This window comes from Streptomyces sp. NPDC058295 (assembly GCF_042880655.1).
GTDB classification, from domain to species: Bacteria; Actinomycetota; Actinomycetes; order Streptomycetales; family Streptomycetaceae; genus Streptomyces; species Streptomyces coriariae.
Genome location: NZ_JBHVYO010000046.1, coordinates 1 through 15372, shown reverse-complemented (window position 1 = coordinate 15372; position 15372 = coordinate 1). Strand labels below are relative to the sequence as shown.

Genomic DNA, 15372 nt, shown 5'->3' with positions numbered 1-15372 from the left:
GCACCCGCCCGTGCAGAAGGCCGGCCCCACGCCGTCGACGTGGGGCCGGCCTTCTCGCGTGTCCGTCCGCGCGGGCCTCAGCCCGTCTTCCTGATCAACGCCAGGTACATGGCGTCGGTCCCGTGCAGATGCGGCCACAGCTGGACGTCGGGCCCGTCACCCAGCTCGGGTACGCCCGGCAGCAGCGGCCGCGCGTCGATCAGCTCGGCCTCCGGGTACTGCTTGAGGACGTCGGAGACGACCGACCGGGTCTCGGCGAGGTGCGGCGAACAGGTGGCGTACCCGACGACGCCCCCGACCCGCACGGAGTCCAGCGCGGTCCGCAGCAGCCCGCGCTGGAGCGGCCCGAACCCGTCGAGGTCCTCCGGCCTGCGCCGCCAGCGGGCCTCGGGCCGCCGCCGCAGGGCGCCGAGGCCCGTGCACGGCACGTCCATCAGCACCCGGTCGAAGGAGCCGGGCCGCCACGGCGGCCGGGTCCCGTCGGCCGCGATGACCTGGTAGGGGCCGGGGTTGCCGGCCAGCGCCTTGGCGACGAGCTTCGCGCGGTGCGGCTGCTTCTCGGAGGCGAGCAGCGCGGCCCCCCGTTCGGCGGCGAGGGCGGCGAGCAACGCCGCCTTGCCACCGGGCCCGGCACACCCGTCCAGCCACAACGCGTCGGGCCCGTCGAGCGGCACGTTCGCCAGCGCGAGCGCCACGAGCTGGCTGCCCTCGTCCTGCACGCCCGCCCGCCCGTCCCGTACGGCGTCGATGGCCCCGGGCTCACCGCCCTCGGTGAGCCGCACGGCGTACGGCGACCAGCGCCCGGCGACCGAGGCCTCCTCCCGGAGCAGCTCCTCGGTGGTGGCCCGCCCGGGCCGGGCGACGAGCGTGACCTCGGGCCGCTCGTTGTCCGCCGCCAGCAGGTCCTCGATGCCGGCCCGCCCGCCGCCGAGGGAGTCCCACAGCGCGGAGACCACCCAGCGGGGGTGCGAGTGCACGACGGCGAGGTGGTCCTCGGGATCGTCGTCGTAGGGCGGAGCGACCTTGTCGAGCCACTCGTCGAGATCGTGCGCCGCGACCTTGCGCAGCACGGCGTTGACGAACTTGGCGCGTCCGTCGCCGAGCACGACCCGGGCCAGCTCCACGGAGGCGGACACGGCCGCATGGGTCGGGATACGTGTCCCGAGCAGCTGATGCACGCCGAGACTCAGCACATCGAGGACCGGCGGATCGACCTCGCGCAGCGGCCGGTCGACACACGCGGAGATGACGGCGTCGTACGTCCCCTGCCGGCGCAGCGTCCCGTAGACCAGCTCGGTGGCGAGGGCGGCGTCCCGTGCGTCGAACTTGTCGGGTCCCTCCTTCTCGCGCGCCTTGCGCAGCAGCGGCGGCAGCACGAGGTTGGCGTACGCGTCCCGCTCGTCCACGGCCCGCAGTGCCTCGAAGGCGAGCATGCGGACGGGGTCCTTCTGAGGCCGGCGGTAGGGCTTGCCCGGCTTGCGGGAACGGTGGGGCTGGTCGCTCACGAAAAGGTGCTCCGGATTGCAGAAGAGAAGAAGGAAAAGGGAAAGGCCAAAGGAGGAAAGGAGGAAAGGTGCGTCCAGCGTACGTCGGTGGTACGCCGGGCGGGCTTGCCGCCGCGGGGGCCGCGGAGCCGGGCCGCGGACCGCGGGCGGGGCTCACGGACCGGCGGGGCTCACGGACCCGGCGGCGCTTGTGCAGGAGCGTTACGCCCCGACGGCCTCCCCTTCCCCGATCCGGGCGCCCCGGGCCCAGTCGGCGGCCCGCATCGGCTTCTTGCCCTGCGCCTGCACCCACAGCAGCTCGACCGCGTACGAGCCGGTGCCGACGTGCACGCTGTTCTTGCCGACGAGCAGCGCGCCCGGGGCGAGATCGGTCCGCTCGGGAACCGGCTGGACCTGGATGAGCTTGAGCCGCTCCCCGCGGAAGACGGTCCAGGCGCCGGGGGCCGGGGTGCAGCCGCGCACGACGCGGTCGACCCGCAGGGCCGGGGTGGTCCAGTCGACCTGGGCGTCCTCGACGGTGATCTTCGGCGCGAGGGTGATCCCCTCGCCCGGCTGGGGAACGGCCTTCAGGGTGCCGTCCTCGATCCCGTCCATGGTCGCGGCGAGCAGCCCGCTGCCGGCGAAGGCCAGCCGCGTGAGCAGGTCACCGCTGGTGTCGGTGGGCCGGATCTCCTCGGTGACCGTCCCGTAGACCGGCCCCGAGTCGAGTCCCTCCTCGATGAGGAAGGTGGACGCGCCGGTGATCTCGTCCCCCGCCATGACGGCGTGCTGCACGGGAGCGGCCCCGCGCCAGGCCGGCAGCAGCGAGAAGTGCAGGTTGACCCAGCCATGGGCCGGGATGTCCAGCGCCACCCTGGGCAGCAGCGCCCCGTAGGCCACGACGGGACAGCAGTCGGGCGCGATCTCCCTCAGCCGCTCCAGGAACTCCGGGTCGCGCGGCTTGGCGGGCCTCAGCACTTCGATGCCCGCCTCCTGGGCGCGCTGGGCGACGGGAGAGGCGATCAGCCTGCGCCCCCGGCCGGCCGGCGCGTCGGGCCGCGTGACGACGGCGGCCACCTCGTGCCGCCCGGAGGCGATCAGAGCGTCCAGGGCGGGAACGGCGACCTCGGGGGTACCGGCGAAGACGAGCTTCATGAGTGGGCGGGGCCTCTCGGGCGGGACGGACGACGGGCAACGCACAAGTTTATGACGCCGACCGGGCGGGCCGCCGACGGGCGGGAGGCCCCACGAGCCGCGACCCCCGGGGGGCGTACGCATATGCCCATACGCCCCCACACCGTGACCAGCGGCGCGAACCCGCGTTGGTCAAGAAAGAGTTGACCACACCTTCTTCAACGCCGGTTCGAGAGGCTTGTTCATGGCCGACCATGCAACCCACGACGCCCAGGCCCGGGCCAGCCTGCACTTGCTGGTGCGGGACATCGAGCGCGTCCGACGGCAGGTGGACGCACTGCGCACCCTCACCGCCCAGCTGGGCAACGTCTACCGCCCCCGCCGCTCCGGCCCGTCCACGGGCTTCGTCGTCTACGGACGCGCCCCCGCCCCCACGGTCCGCCTCGCCCAGGAGCTGCGGGACAGCGTCGAGACCCTGGTCACCGCGGCGGTGGACTTCGACCGTTCGCTCGGCTTCTCGTGGGACGCGGTGGGCTCCGCCCTCGGGGTCACCAAGCAGGCCGTACACCGCCGCTACGGCGCCCGCCGGGCCGCGGCCCAGGCCGCCACCGCCGAGGCCGAGCGACCCGCCGAGCCCACCGCCGCCCGCACGGTCACCGTGAACACGGGCATCCCGACGGTTCCCACGGTTCCGGCCGCCCGCTCGATGCCGACCCAGCCGACGGCCGGCAGCCCGGCCCTGCGCGACGCGGGGACCCCGGCCCTGCGCGAGGCCGGCGCCCCGGCCCTGCGAGACGTCGGCAGCCCTGCCTTGCGCGAGGTCGGCAGCCCGGCCCTGCGCGACGAGGCGAGGCCGACCGCCTTCCCCGGCCCGCGCAACGGCTGACGCACCGCATCCCGCACCGAGCACTCCCCACCCCGTCCCCTCCCCACCCTGCCCTCTCGGCCCACGCCCGAGAGGGCAGTCGCACGCCCGGCCCTCCCCCCACCGCGCCCCCACCGCACCGGCGCCGACTCCGCGTCGTCCCTCAGCCGATGTCCGGGGGATCGATCCGCACCCGTACGGCCTCCTCGCCGCCCCGCGCCATCCGAGCCGCCTGCGCCGTCTTCAGCGCGGCGGCCAGCGCGGCGCCCCTCCCGGGCGGCACCCGGAGCAGCGCCCGTTCCCACTCCTCCCCCGGGGGCGGCGCCCCCGGCCGCCGAGGCTGCCCCGCCGGGCCCGCCGGCACCGGAACCGGCCCCAGCAGCTCCGCCTCCGACGGCAGTTCGACGGCGTCCAGGAACGCGGTCACGGCCTCCGCCGTCCCCGACACCGCCGCCATCCGCGACACCGGCGGAAAGCCCAGCTCGGCCCGCTCGGAGAGCTCCCGCACCGCGTGTCCCACCGGATCCCAGCGCACCAGCGCCTGGACGGGCCGCAGGGTCGGCTCGGCGACGACCACCACGGTTCCCCCCTCCCCCGACGGCCGTACGAGCGCGGCGGCCGCGATCCAGCGGCGCAGCGCGTCCTCCCCGGCCCTCAGGTCGGGTCGCCCGAGCATGGCCCAGCCGTCCAGCAGCAGCGCGGCCGCGTACCCGCCCTCGGCGACCGGCTCGGCCCCGGGCGTGGACACGACGAGCGCGGGCGCCTCCGGCACGGTGTCCAGCACCTGCTCACGCCCCGACGTCCGCACCGGCACTGCGGGAAACGCCCGCCCCAGCTCCTCGGCGGTCCGCCGGGCCCCCACGATCTGTGCCCGCAGGCGGAACGAGCCGCACTCCGGACAGTGCCAGGCACTCTCCTCACGCCCGCACCAACCGCACCACACCGCACCCCCGTCCCGCGCCTCCAACGGCCCGGAGCAGTGCCGGCACCGGGCGGCGGCCCGGCACTGCGCACACGCCATCCGCGGCACATAGCCCCGCCGGGGCACCTGGACGAGCACCGGCCCGTGCCGCAGCCCCTCCCGGGCCGCCTGCCAGGCGAGGGTGGGCAGCCGGGCGGCCCGGGCGGCCTCGTCCCGCGCGAGGTCCTGGTCGCCCACGGTGCGCACCAGCGGAGCGCTGTGCCGCACCTGCTCCCGCGCGGCGATCAACGGCCGCGCCCACCCGCTCTCGACGAGCTGCGCGCCCTCCACGGTGCAGCTCCAACCCCCCATCAGGAAACCGCACTTGTCCTGCGCGGCCCGCAGCAGCAGCACCTCGCGCGCATGGGGCTGCGGCGCGTGCTGCTCGCTGTGGCTGTCGTCCCCGTCGTCCCAGAGGGCGACCAGACCGAGGTTCCGGACCGGCGCGAACATCGCGGCACGCGTGCCGACGACCGCCCGCACGGAACCCCGCCGTACGGCGAGCCACTCCCGGTACCGCTTCTCGGGCCCGGCGTCCGCGGTGAGCAGTGCGTGCCGTCCCTCCCCCAGCAATGCCGTCAAGGCGGCGTCGACCCGTGCGGCGGCCCGCCCGTCGGGTACGACGACCAGGGCCCCGCGCCCCGAGGCGAGCGTCGCGGCGACGGCCCGCGCCAGCTCCTCGCTCCACCGGGGGCCGGGCAGCGCGTTCCACACCGCCCGGGGCGCGCCCCCGGACGCCAGCGCCTCGAGGAACGCGCCCCCTCGCTCGTACCGCCCCCAGGACCCGGTCTCCGGCGCCCCCGGCGGCGGCAGCGGCGCCGGGGAGGGGCGCTGCTCGGCGCGCGCGTTACGTGGCGGCACAGCCAGCTGAAGGACGTCGGCCAGGCTCCCCGCGTACCGGTCGGCGACGGCCCGCGCCAGTCCCAGCAGCTCCTCGCTCAGCACCGGCTCGGGCGACACCACCTGGGCGAGCGCCGCGAGCGGCCCGGAGTAGTCCGACGCGGCGAGCCGCTCGACGAGGAACCCGTCGATGAGCCCGCCGCCCTCGCGCCGCCCTTCCCGCACCCGGCCGCGCCCGGCCCCGAACCGCACCCGCACCCGCACCCCCGGCTGGGCGTCGGCGTCCAGCTCGGCCGGCACCGCGTAGTCGAAGTACCGGTCCAGATGCAGCACACCCTTGTCGACGAGCACCCGCGCGACCGGCAGCTCCCCGGCCAGCGCGGCCCCCCGCCAGGTCCGGGGCTTGGCCCGCGGCGCCTTGGCCTGCCGCACGCTCTCCCGGATCAGCGCGAGCTGCTCGGGCGGCGCGCCCTCCCCGGCCGCACCGCCGTCCCCCTGCCCGTTCTCGCTGCTCACGCTTGCATTTTTACCAAACGCCACTGACAACGGTCCTTCCGCCGAAGATCTGTTCCCCGTCCGGCCGCAGGCGGTTGGATGGGCACGTGACCGTTCAGGACGTTGCCCCGAAGCTGCCCGCCGTCGATCTCCTGCGGGACCACTGCCGTGCGCTGGCCGTACTGGAGGCGATCCTGAGCCCCGATGGGACCGACCGCCACCACGCCTTCGACGCCCACTGGTCGGAGGCCGAGGAGACGGCGTCCCTGCGCGACGGTTCGGGTGACGAGTACGACATCGTCTTCTCCCCCGCCGGCGCCTGGATCCGCGGCTTCGCCCACGAGTCGCCCATGAGCCCCTACGCGCAGGACGGCCCCTGGCCCGGAGTGCTGGACGACGTCCCCGAGGTGTTCCGGTCCTGCGTCGAGGAGCCGGCGTTCACCGACGAGGACGGGATGCCCGTCGCCACCGCCTGTCTGTGGCGCGAGAGGGCCGACGACGGCTGGTCCACGGGCACGATCGACTTCCCCGACCACCCGGCGGACGACCCGGACGGCGCCGCGCACCTGTTCCGGCTGCTCACCGACCGCTCGCCGTCGGCCTTCCAGCAGTGGGCTGAGGACCACTACGAGGTCCCGGTCGATCCGGAGGCCCTCCGGCACGTGCTCGCCTCCCGTCCGCTGACCCCGGCGGTGATCGCCGTCCTGAACCCCGAGCTCGCCCTGACCGACCTGGCGAAGGTCGTCGAGCAGACCGGCTACCCGCGGCGGTGACCCGCGCAAACGCCGAGGCCCGGCCTCCCTGAGGAGGCCGGGCCCACACGTCGTGCCGGGGCGGACCTACAGTCCCGCGGCCTTGCGCAGCGCGTCCACGCGGTCCGTGCGCTCCCACGTGAAGTCGGGCAGCTCACGGCCGAAGTGGCCGTACGCGGCGGTCTGGGCGTAGATCGGACGCAGCAGGTCGAGGTCGCGGATGATCGCGGCCGGGCGCAGGTCGAAGACCTCGTCGATGGCCTTCTCGATCTTCTCGGCGTCGACCTTGGCGGTGCCGAAGGTCTCCACGAAGAGACCGACCGGCTCGGCCTTGCCGATCGCGTAGGCGACCTGCACCTCGCAGCGCGCGGCGAGGCCCGCGGCGACCACGTTCTTGGCGACCCAGCGCATCGCGTACGCCGCGGAACGGTCGACCTTGGACGGGTCCTTGCCGGAGAAGGCGCCGCCGCCGTGCCGGGCCATGCCGCCGTAGGTGTCGATGATGATCTTGCGGCCGGTGAGGCCGGCGTCGCCCATCGGGCCGCCGATCTCGAAGCGCCCGGTCGGGTTGACCAGCAGACGGTAGTTCTCGGTGTCGAGCTTGATGCCCTCGTCCAGGAGCGCCTTCAGCTCGACCTCCACCACGAACTCCCGGATGTCCGGGGCCAGCAGGGAGTCCAGGTCGATGTCGCTCGCGTGCTGCGAGGAGACGACGACCGTGTCGAGACGGAGGGCCTTGTCGCCGTCGTACTCGATGGTGACCTGGGTCTTGCCGTCGGGACGCAGGTAGGGGATGGTCCCGTTCTTGCGGACGTCCGACAGGCGCTTCGACAGCCGGTGCGCCAGGAAGATCGGCAGCGGCATCAGGGTGGGGGTCTCGTCCGACGCGTAGCCGAACATCAGGCCCTGGTCGCCGGCGCCCTGGCGGTCCAGCTCGTCCTCGTCGCCCTCGACGCGGTTCTCGTACGCCGTGTCGACACCCTGGGCGATGTCCGGGGACTGCGCGCCGATGGAGACCGAGACGCCGCAGGAGGCGCCGTCGAAGCCCTTCTTCGAGGAGTCGTAGCCGATCTCGAGGATCTTGTCGCGCACGAGCTGGGGGATCGGCGCGTAGGCCTTGGTGGTGACCTCGCCGGCCACATGCACCAGACCGGTCGTGATCAGGGTCTCGACGGCGACCCGGGAGGCCGGGTCCTCGCGCAGCAGGGCATCGAGAATGGTGTCGCTGATCTGGTCAGCGATCTTGTCGGGGTGACCCTCGGTCACAGACTCCGAGGTGAACAGGCGACGGGACACAACGCTCCCTGGGGTTGCAGCGGCTGCTGGCTGATCATTGGCGGACGCGACAGGAGCTGCGCCCGGCGTCGTCCGAGAACAGTTTATCGGTCGTGCCCCTCCACCGGGCCACCCGTCTCGCCTCTCGGGAGCGCTGTGACCTGCGGCACGGGCATTCTGCCGAATGCCGAGCACCGTTGGCCAGGGGCGCCGCACCCGAATCGACCGAGCGGGAGGACGACGGGGAAGCGCATCAAACAGTCAGTCCAGCCGCCGCGTCACCAGGTCCCACACGGTTTCGGCCAGGGCCTCCTTGGGCCCGTACGGCACGGGGATTTCGCTGCCGTCGGCCCCCAGCACGACCGCTTCGTTCTCCTCGGAGCCGAAGGTCTTGCGCTCCCCCACCTCGTTCACCACCAGCAGATCGCAGCCCTTGCGCCGGAGCTTCGACCGGCCGTTGGCCAGGACGTCGTCGGTCTCGGCCGCGAAGCCGACAACCACCTGGTTGGAGCGCGCCCGGTCGGCGGAGACCTCCGCGAGGATGTCCGGATTCCGTACGAGAACGATGGGGTCCGGTTCCCGGCCGTCCTGCTTCTTGATCTTTCCGGCCGCGTATGTCTCCGGCCGGAAATCGGCCACTGCGGCCGCCATGACGACCGCGTCGGCGTCCGCGGCCGCCTTGAGGACCGCCTCGCGCAGCTGCACGGCCGTGCCGACCTGGACGACGTCGACCCCGGCCGGGTCGGGCAGACCGGTGTTCGCCGCGATCAGCGTGACGCGGGCGCCGCGGGCGGCGGCGGTGCGGGCGAGGGCGTAGCCCTGCTTGCCGGAGGAGCGGTTGCCGAGGAAGCGGACCGGGTCGAGGGGCTCGCGGGTGCCGCCGGCGCTGACCACGACGTGCCGGCCGGCGAGGTCGGGTTCGCGCACCCCCCTGGCCAGGACCCGGCGGCAGACCTCGAAGATCTCGGCCGGGTCGGGCAGCCGCCCCTTGCCGGTGTCGACGCCGGTGAGCCGGCCGACGGCCGGCTCGATGACGAGGGCGCCCCGGCGGCGCAGTGTCGCCACGTTCTCCTGGGTGGCCGGGTGCTCCCACATCTCGGTGTGCATCGCGGGGGCGAAGACGACCGGACAGCGGGCCGTCAGGAGGGTGTTGGTGAGGAGGTCGTCGGCGAGGCCGTGGGCGGCCTTGGCGAGCATGTCCGCGGTGGCCGGGGCGACGACCACCAGGTCGGCGTGCTGGCCGATGCGGACGTGCGGGACCTCGTGGACGTCGTCCCAGACCTCCGTGGAGACGGGGTGGCCGGAGAGGGCGGACCAGGTGGCGGCGCCGACGAAGTGCAGCGCGGAGGCGGTGGGGACCACCCGGACGTCATGGCCCGACTCGGTCAGTCTGCGCAGCAGCTCGCAGGCCTTGTAGGCGGCGATGCCCCCACTGACCCCCAGAACGACCTTCGGCTTGTCCACCGTTTCTCCCCGGACCTCGGAAAACGTACGCCGCGGCTCCCGGCGTACGAGTCCATGAGACACCACAGGCCCGGCAGTCGTGCTGCCGGGCCTGTGGAAAAACCAACTGCGAACCGAAAATACTACTGAGCGGGGCCTTCGACGGCCTCGGACGTCAGCAGACCGGCGTTGATCTCGCGGAGGGCGATCGAGAGCGGCTTCTCGTGGACGTGGGTGTCCACGAGCGGACCGACGTACTCGAGGAGGCCCTCGCCGAGCTGCGAGTAGTACGCGTTGATCTGGCGGGCCCGCTTGGCCGCGTAGATCACGAGGCTGTACTTCGAGTCGGTGGCCTCGAGGAGCTCGTCGATCGGCGGGTTGATGATGCCCTCGGGCGCGGAGATGGAAGAGGACACGCTCTACCTTCCGATGGATGGGAAAAGACCGGTCGTGATCACAGGCTCGTAATCACACAACATCGACCAAGGCTAGCAGCTCACGCGCGACGTCCTCGACGGAGGTGTTGACCAGGGTCACGTCGAACTCCGGCTCGGCCGCGAGTTCGATCTTCGCCGCCGCCAGGCGGCGCTCGATCACCTCGGGCGGTTCGGTGCCCCGCCCGGTGAGCCTGCGCACCAGTTCCTCCCAGGAGGGAGGGGCCAGGAACACCAGTTGGGCCTCGGGCATGGACTCACGGACCTGCCGGGCACCCTGGAGGTCGATCTCCAGGAGGACGGGCTCACCCGACTCCAGGCGCTCCAGCACCGCGGTGCGCGGAGTGCCGTAGCGGTTGCCCGCGAACTCGGCCCACTCCAGCAGCTCGCCGTTGGCGATCAGCTTGTCCATCTCCTCGTCGGTGACGAAGAAGTAGTGGACTCCGTGCTTCTCGCCGGGCCGCGGCCTGCGGGTCGTCGCCGACACCGAGAGCCAGGCCTCGGGGTGTTCCTTGCGCATATGAGCGACGACCGTGCTCTTGCCGACCCCGGAGGGGCCGGAGAGCACGGTCAGCCGCGGACGTGCGTCCGGGGTTTCGGGGGTCGTCCCCCGGAGTTTTACTGCCATGCAGCGATTATTCCAGCAATCCCGGAGTGCCCGGGACTCCCTTCCCCGCGGCACCCGGGAATCAGGAGCCGGTGCTGCCGAACTCACGCTCCAGGGACGCGATCTGGTTGGAACCGAGGCCGCGCACGCGGCGGCTCTCGGAGATGCCGAGTCGCTCCATGATCTGCTTGGCGCGGACCTTGCCCACGCCCGGGAGCGACTCCAGAAGGGCGGAGACCTTCATCTTGCCGATGACGTCGTTTTCCTGACCCTGCTTGATGACCTCGTGAAGCGAGGCGCCGGAGTGCTTGAGTCGATTCTTGACCTCGGCCCGCTCCCGGCGAGCCGCGGCGGCCTTTTCGAGCGCGGCTGCGCGCTGTTCGGGGGTAAGGGGCGGAAGAGCCACGCCTACGTCACCTCGGATGTCGAACTGTCGGATACGGACCGGTGAGGAACCTAGTCGCCCCACACCTGGTGAGTTACGAGCAACACGCGCTGCCCGTTCACTCTCCGTCGGAGACTAGCGGCCAACTCCGCCAGAGTCAGCGAGAACCAAGGAAAAGTCCTGGTCAGCCTCCATCAGGCCGGACATTTAAGACATAGTGCCCCGGATTTGAGGATGTATCCAGACTCAAGTCGCCGCGGAGCCGCCCGACCGAGCCCCCGGTCGGGCGGCCGACGCCCGTCAGGCGGCGTCCACGGCCGACCTGACCTCTCGCGCGAATCGATGTACCGCGTCACGCAGAGCGACGATGTCGGGACCGTGACGCAACACACCCCGACTCACGTTCGGTACGACGTTGCGCACCGCGGACCCGAAGACCCGCGGAAGGTCGGCCGGGGTCGCCCCCTGAGCGCCGACGCCCGGCGCGAGGAGCGGACCGTTGATGTCGAGGTCGTACGTCGAGAGGTCGCCCAGGGTGGCGCCGACCACCGCCCCGAAGGAGCCCAGCGGCTCCTCCCCCGCGTTCTCCGCGGCCAGGTGCGCCAGCATCGTCGCGCCCACGTCCCGCCCGTCGGCCCGCACCGCGTGCTGGACCTCGCCGCCCTCCGGGTTCGAGGTCAGCGCCAGCACGAACAGCCCGGCGCCGCTCTCGCGCGCCGACGCCACCGCCGGGGCCAGGGATCCGTACCCGAGGTACGGCGACACGGTGAGGGCGTCGGAGAACAGCGGGGCGTCCTTGTGCAGGAAGGACTCGGCGTACGCGGCCATGGTGGAGCCGATGTCACCGCGCTTGGCGTCCATCACCACCAGGGCGCCGGCCGCCCGGGCCTCCTGCACCGTCTTCTCCAGGACGGCGATACCGCGTGAGCCGAACCGCTCGAAGAAGGCGATCTGCGGCTTCAGCAGGGCGACCCGGTCGGCCGTCGCCTCGACGACCGTGCGGCTGAACCGCTCCAGGCCGGCCACATCGTCGTTCAGGCCCCACTCGGCGAGCAGGGAGGCGTGCGGGTCGATGCCGACGCAGAGCGGGCCACGTTCGTCCATGGCCCGGCGCAGCCGCGCGCCGAAGGGCTCCAGGGTCATGCCGTCTTCCTCACGTCGGCGCCGACCGCGTCGGCGAGAGTGGCGTAGGGGCTCGTCCGCAGGCGGGCGGCCAGGCCCTTGTGGATCGCACGGCCCCAGAAGGGCCCCTCGTAGACGAAGGCGCTGTATCCCTGGACCAGCGTGGCACCGGCCAGGATGCGCTGCCAGGCGTCCTCGGCGTCCTCCACGCCGCCGACGCCCACCAGGGTGACGCGGTCGCCCACGCGCGCGTAGAGGCGGCGCAGCACCTCCAGGGAGCGTGCCTTGAGGGGCGCCCCGGACAGTCCGCCGGTCTCCTTCACCAGCGAGGGGTCGGAGGTCAGCCCGAGGCCCTCGCGCGCGATGGTGGTGTTGGTGGCGATGATCCCGTCCAGGCCGAGTTCCACGGCCAGGTCGGCGACCGCGTCGACGTCCTCGTCGGCCAGGTCCGGGGCGATCTTGACCAGCAGCGGGACCCGCCGCGAGGTCACCACGCGGTCGGCGGCCTCGCGGACGGCGCTCAGCAGCGGCCGCAGCGCCTCGGTGGCCTGGAGGTTGCGCAGCCCCGGGGTGTTCGGCGAGGACACGTTGACGACCAGGTAGTCGGCGTACGGCGCGAGCCGCTCGGTCGACTTCACGTAGTCGCCGACGGCCTCCTCCTCCGGTACGACCTTGGTCTTGCCGATGTTGACGCCCACCACGGGCTTGAAGACCGGGGTACGGGAGGCCAGGCGGGCGGCGACGGCCAGCGAGCCCTCGTTGTTGAAGCCCATCCTGTTGATGAGGCCCCTGTCCTTCACGAGCCGGAACAGCCGCTGGGCGGGGTTGCCGGGCTGCGGCTCGCCGGTGACCGTGCCGATCTCGACGTGGTCGAAGCCCAGCATCGACATCCCGTCGATCGCGACGGCGTTCTTGTCGAAGCCGGCGGCGAGTCCGAAGGGGCCGTGCATGCGCAGCCCGAAGGCCTCGGTGCGCAGTTCCTCGTAACGGGGGGCCAGGGCGGCCGCGACGAACGTGCGCAGCACCGGGATCCGCACGGCGAGCCGGATCCAGCGGAAGGCCAGGTGGTGGGCGCGCTCGGGGTCCATCCGCTGGAAGACCAGCCGGAAGAATTGCTTGTACATGATCATGTCCTCCAAGGAGCCTCGCGAAGAGGTGTCATGAAGAGGGGGACACCGTTTCCGGTGTCCCCCTGAGGGCTGCTAGTCGCGGGCCGCGGTCAGGTGTTCCGCGTGTTCCTGGAGTGAGCGCACGCCCACGTCCCCGTGGTTGAGGGCGTCGATGCCCTGGACGGCCGCGGCGAGCGCCTGGACCGTCGTCAGGCAGGGCACGGACCGCGCCACGGCCGCCGTACGGATCTCGTAGCCGTCGAGGCGGCCACCGGTGCCGTACGGGGTGTTGACGATGAGGTCGACCTCGCCGTCGTGGATGAGCTGGACGATCGTCTTCTCGCCGTTCGGGCCGGTGCCCTCGGACTGCTTGCGCACGACCTTCGCGGTGAGGCCGTTGCGCCTGAGCACCTCGGCCGTGCCGGAGGTGGCGAGCAGCTCGAAGCCGTGGGCGACCAGCTCACGGGCCGGGAAGATCATCGAGCGCTTGTCGCGGTTCGCCACCGAGATGAACGCGCGGCCCTTGGTGGGCAGCGGGCCGTACGCGCCGGCCTGCGACTTGGCGTACGCCGTGCCGAAGACGGAGTCGATGCCCATGACCTCGCCGGTGGAGCGCATCTCCGGGCCGAGGACGGTGTCGACGCCGCGGCCGGAGGTGTCCCGGAAGCGGGTCCACGGCATCACGGCCTCCTTGACGGAGATCGGCGCGTCCAGCGGCAGCTCACCGCCGTCGCCGGTGGCCGGGAGCAGTCCCTCGGCGCGCAGCTCGGCGACGGTCGCGCCGAGCGAGATCCGGGCGGCGGCCTTCGCCAGCGGCACCGCGGTCGCCTTCGAGGTGAAGGGGACCGTGCGGGACGCGCGCGGGTTGGCCTCCAGGACGTAGAGGATGTCGCCGGCCATCGCGAACTGGATGTTGATCAGACCGCGCACGCCGACGCCCTTGGCGATCGCCTCCGTTGAGGCCCGCAGGCGCTTGATGTCGAAGCCGCCCAGGGTGATGGGGGGCAGGGCGCACGCCGAGTCGCCGGAGTGGATGCCGGCCTCCTCGATGTGCTCCATGACGCCGCCGAGGTACAGCTCCTCGCCGTCGTAGAGGGCGTCGACGTCGATCTCGATGGCGTCGTCGAGGAAGCGGTCGACGAGCACCGGCCGGGTGGGGCTGATCTCGGTCGACTCGGCGATGTAGGAGGACAGCCGGGTCTCGTCGTAGACGATCTCCATGCCGCGGCCGCCGAGCACGTACGACGGACGCACCAGGACCGGGTAGCCGATCTCGTCCGCGATGGCCTTGGCCTCGGTGAAGGTGGTGGCCGTGCCGTGCTTCGGGGCCGGCAGACCGGCCTCGGCGAGCACGCGCCCGAAGGCGCCCCGGTCCTCGGCCGCGTGGATGGCCTCGGGGGAGGTGCCGACGATCGGCACGCCGTTGTCCTTCAGCGCCTGCGCCAGGCCCAGCGGGGTCTGGCCGCCGAGCTGGACGACGACGCCGGCGATGGGTCCTGCCAGCGACTCCGCGTGCACGATCTCCAGCACGTCTTCCAGCGTCAGCGGCTCGAAGTACAGGCGGTCGGAGGTGTCGTAGTCGGTGGAGACGGTCTCCGGGTTGCAGTTGACCATCACGGTCTCGTACCCGGCCTCGGACAGCGCGAAGGAGGCGTGGACGCAGGAGTAGTCGAACTCGATGCCCTGGCCGATGCGGTTCGGGCCGGAGCCCAGGATGATCACCGCGGGCTTCTCGCGGGGCGCGACCTCGCTCTCCTCGTCGTAGGAGGAGTAGAAGTACGGCGTCTTCGCGGCGAACTCGGCGGCGCAGGTGTCGACCGTCTTGTAGACCGGGCGGATGCCCAGCGCGTGCCGGACCTCACGGACGACGTCCTCGCGCAGCCCGCGGATCTCGGCGATCTGCTGGTCGGAGAAGCCGTGCCGCTTGGCCTCGGCGAGCAGCTCGACGTCGAGGCGGTCGGAGGCGGCCAGCTCGTCGGCGGTCTCCTTGATGAGGAAGAGCTGGTCGACGAACCAGGGGTCGATCTTCGTGAACTCGAAGACCTCCTCGGGGGTGGCGCCCGCGCGGATGGCCTGCATGACGGTGTTGATCCGGCCGTCGGTGGGCCGTACGGCCTCGCGCAGCAGCTCTTCCTTGTCGCCGGGCTCGCCGACGAACGTGAACTGGCTGCCCTTCTTCTCCAGCGAGCGCAGCGCCTTCTGGAAGGCCTCGGTGAAGTTGCGGCCGATGGCCATGGCCTCGCCGACCGACTTCATGGTCGTGGTCAGCGTGGAGTCGGCGCTCGGGAACTTCTCGAAGGCGAAGCGCGGGGCCTTCACGACCACGTAGTCGAGCGTCGGCTCGAAGGAGGCCGGGGTCTCCAGCGTGATGTCGTTGGGGATCTCGTCGAGGGTGTAGCCGACGGCGAGCTTGGCGGCGATCTTGGCGATCGGGAAGCCGGTGGCCTTGGAGGCCAGGGCCGAGGA

Annotated in this window: 13 protein-coding genes; 2 read left to right on the top strand and 11 right to left on the bottom strand. The window is 72.5% G+C overall.

Going from position 1 to position 15372, the window contains the following annotated elements:
- Window positions 1–77: 77 nt before the first annotated feature.
- Both ACFVYS_RS34990 and fmt read right to left on the bottom strand, forming a co-directional pair.
- Window positions 78–1505, bottom strand: a complete 1428-nt coding sequence (locus tag ACFVYS_RS34990; protein ID WP_389508709.1) for an RsmB/NOP family class I SAM-dependent RNA methyltransferase — start codon at window positions 1503–1505, stop codon at window positions 78–80.
- A 201-nt stretch (window positions 1506–1706) separates the two neighbouring features.
- Entirely contained in the window at window positions 1707–2639 is a 933-nt protein-coding gene (gene fmt, locus ACFVYS_RS34985) for a methionyl-tRNA formyltransferase (RefSeq protein ID WP_389508707.1), read from the bottom strand.
- A 223-nt stretch (window positions 2640–2862) separates the two neighbouring features.
- Here fmt and ACFVYS_RS34980 point away from each other — a divergent pair, with 223 nt between their 5' ends.
- Window positions 2863–3504: a hypothetical protein gene (locus ACFVYS_RS34980; protein ID WP_389508706.1), complete on the top strand. Its 642-nt coding sequence runs from the start codon at window positions 2863–2865 to the stop codon at window positions 3502–3504.
- Between the two features lie 142 nt (window positions 3505–3646).
- On the opposite strand, the gene ACFVYS_RS34975 is transcribed toward ACFVYS_RS34980, so the two are convergent.
- On the bottom strand, window positions 3647–5800 hold the full coding sequence (locus tag ACFVYS_RS34975) for a primosomal protein N' (protein WP_389508704.1): 2154 nt from the start codon (window positions 5798–5800) through the stop codon (window positions 3647–3649).
- An 86-nt stretch (window positions 5801–5886) separates the two neighbouring features.
- Between ACFVYS_RS34975 and ACFVYS_RS34970 the strand changes: the two genes are divergently transcribed.
- Entirely contained in the window at window positions 5887–6552 is a 666-nt protein-coding gene (locus ACFVYS_RS34970; RefSeq protein WP_389508702.1) for a hypothetical protein, read from the top strand.
- Window positions 6553–6618: 66 nt separating this feature from the next.
- Here ACFVYS_RS34970 and metK read toward each other — a convergent pair whose 3' ends face one another.
- The 8 genes from metK to carB form a co-directional block, all read right to left on the bottom strand.
- Window positions 6619–7827, bottom strand: a complete 1209-nt coding sequence (gene metK / locus ACFVYS_RS34965) for a methionine adenosyltransferase (RefSeq protein ID WP_389508700.1) — start codon at window positions 7825–7827, stop codon at window positions 6619–6621.
- Between the two features lie 240 nt (window positions 7828–8067).
- Window positions 8068–9270: a bifunctional phosphopantothenoylcysteine decarboxylase/phosphopantothenate--cysteine ligase CoaBC gene (gene coaBC / locus ACFVYS_RS34960; RefSeq protein ID WP_389508698.1), complete on the bottom strand. Its 1203-nt coding sequence runs from the start codon at window positions 9268–9270 to the stop codon at window positions 8068–8070.
- Window positions 9271–9392: 122 nt separating this feature from the next.
- A complete protein-coding gene (gene rpoZ, locus ACFVYS_RS34955; RefSeq protein ID WP_003988945.1) occupies window positions 9393–9665 on the bottom strand; it encodes a DNA-directed RNA polymerase subunit omega in 273 nt (90 codons plus the stop codon).
- Between the two features lie 52 nt (window positions 9666–9717).
- Window positions 9718–10311: a guanylate kinase gene (gene gmk, locus ACFVYS_RS34950; RefSeq protein ID WP_351767172.1), complete on the bottom strand. Its 594-nt coding sequence runs from the start codon at window positions 10309–10311 to the stop codon at window positions 9718–9720.
- 61 nt (window positions 10312–10372) lie between these two features.
- Window positions 10373–10696, bottom strand: a complete 324-nt coding sequence (locus ACFVYS_RS34945) for an integration host factor (RefSeq protein WP_003977346.1) — start codon at window positions 10694–10696, stop codon at window positions 10373–10375.
- A gap of 279 nt (window positions 10697–10975) precedes the next feature.
- Window positions 10976–11818 carry an orotidine-5'-phosphate decarboxylase gene (gene pyrF, locus ACFVYS_RS34940; RefSeq protein WP_389508695.1) on the bottom strand — a complete coding sequence of 281 codons (843 nt, stop codon included), beginning with the start codon at window positions 11816–11818 and terminating at the stop codon, window positions 10976–10978.
- The gene (locus ACFVYS_RS34935; RefSeq protein WP_389508693.1) at window positions 11815–12921 is read right to left on the bottom strand and encodes a quinone-dependent dihydroorotate dehydrogenase; all 1107 of its coding nucleotides are present in this window, start codon (window positions 12919–12921) and stop codon (window positions 11815–11817) included. The genes pyrF and ACFVYS_RS34935 overlap by 4 nt, the downstream gene beginning before the upstream one ends.
- 78 nt (window positions 12922–12999) lie before the next feature.
- Window positions 13000–15372, bottom strand: a 2373-nt coding sequence (gene carB, locus ACFVYS_RS34930) for a carbamoyl-phosphate synthase large subunit (protein ID WP_389508691.1), incomplete at its 5' end; no start/stop codon positions are given.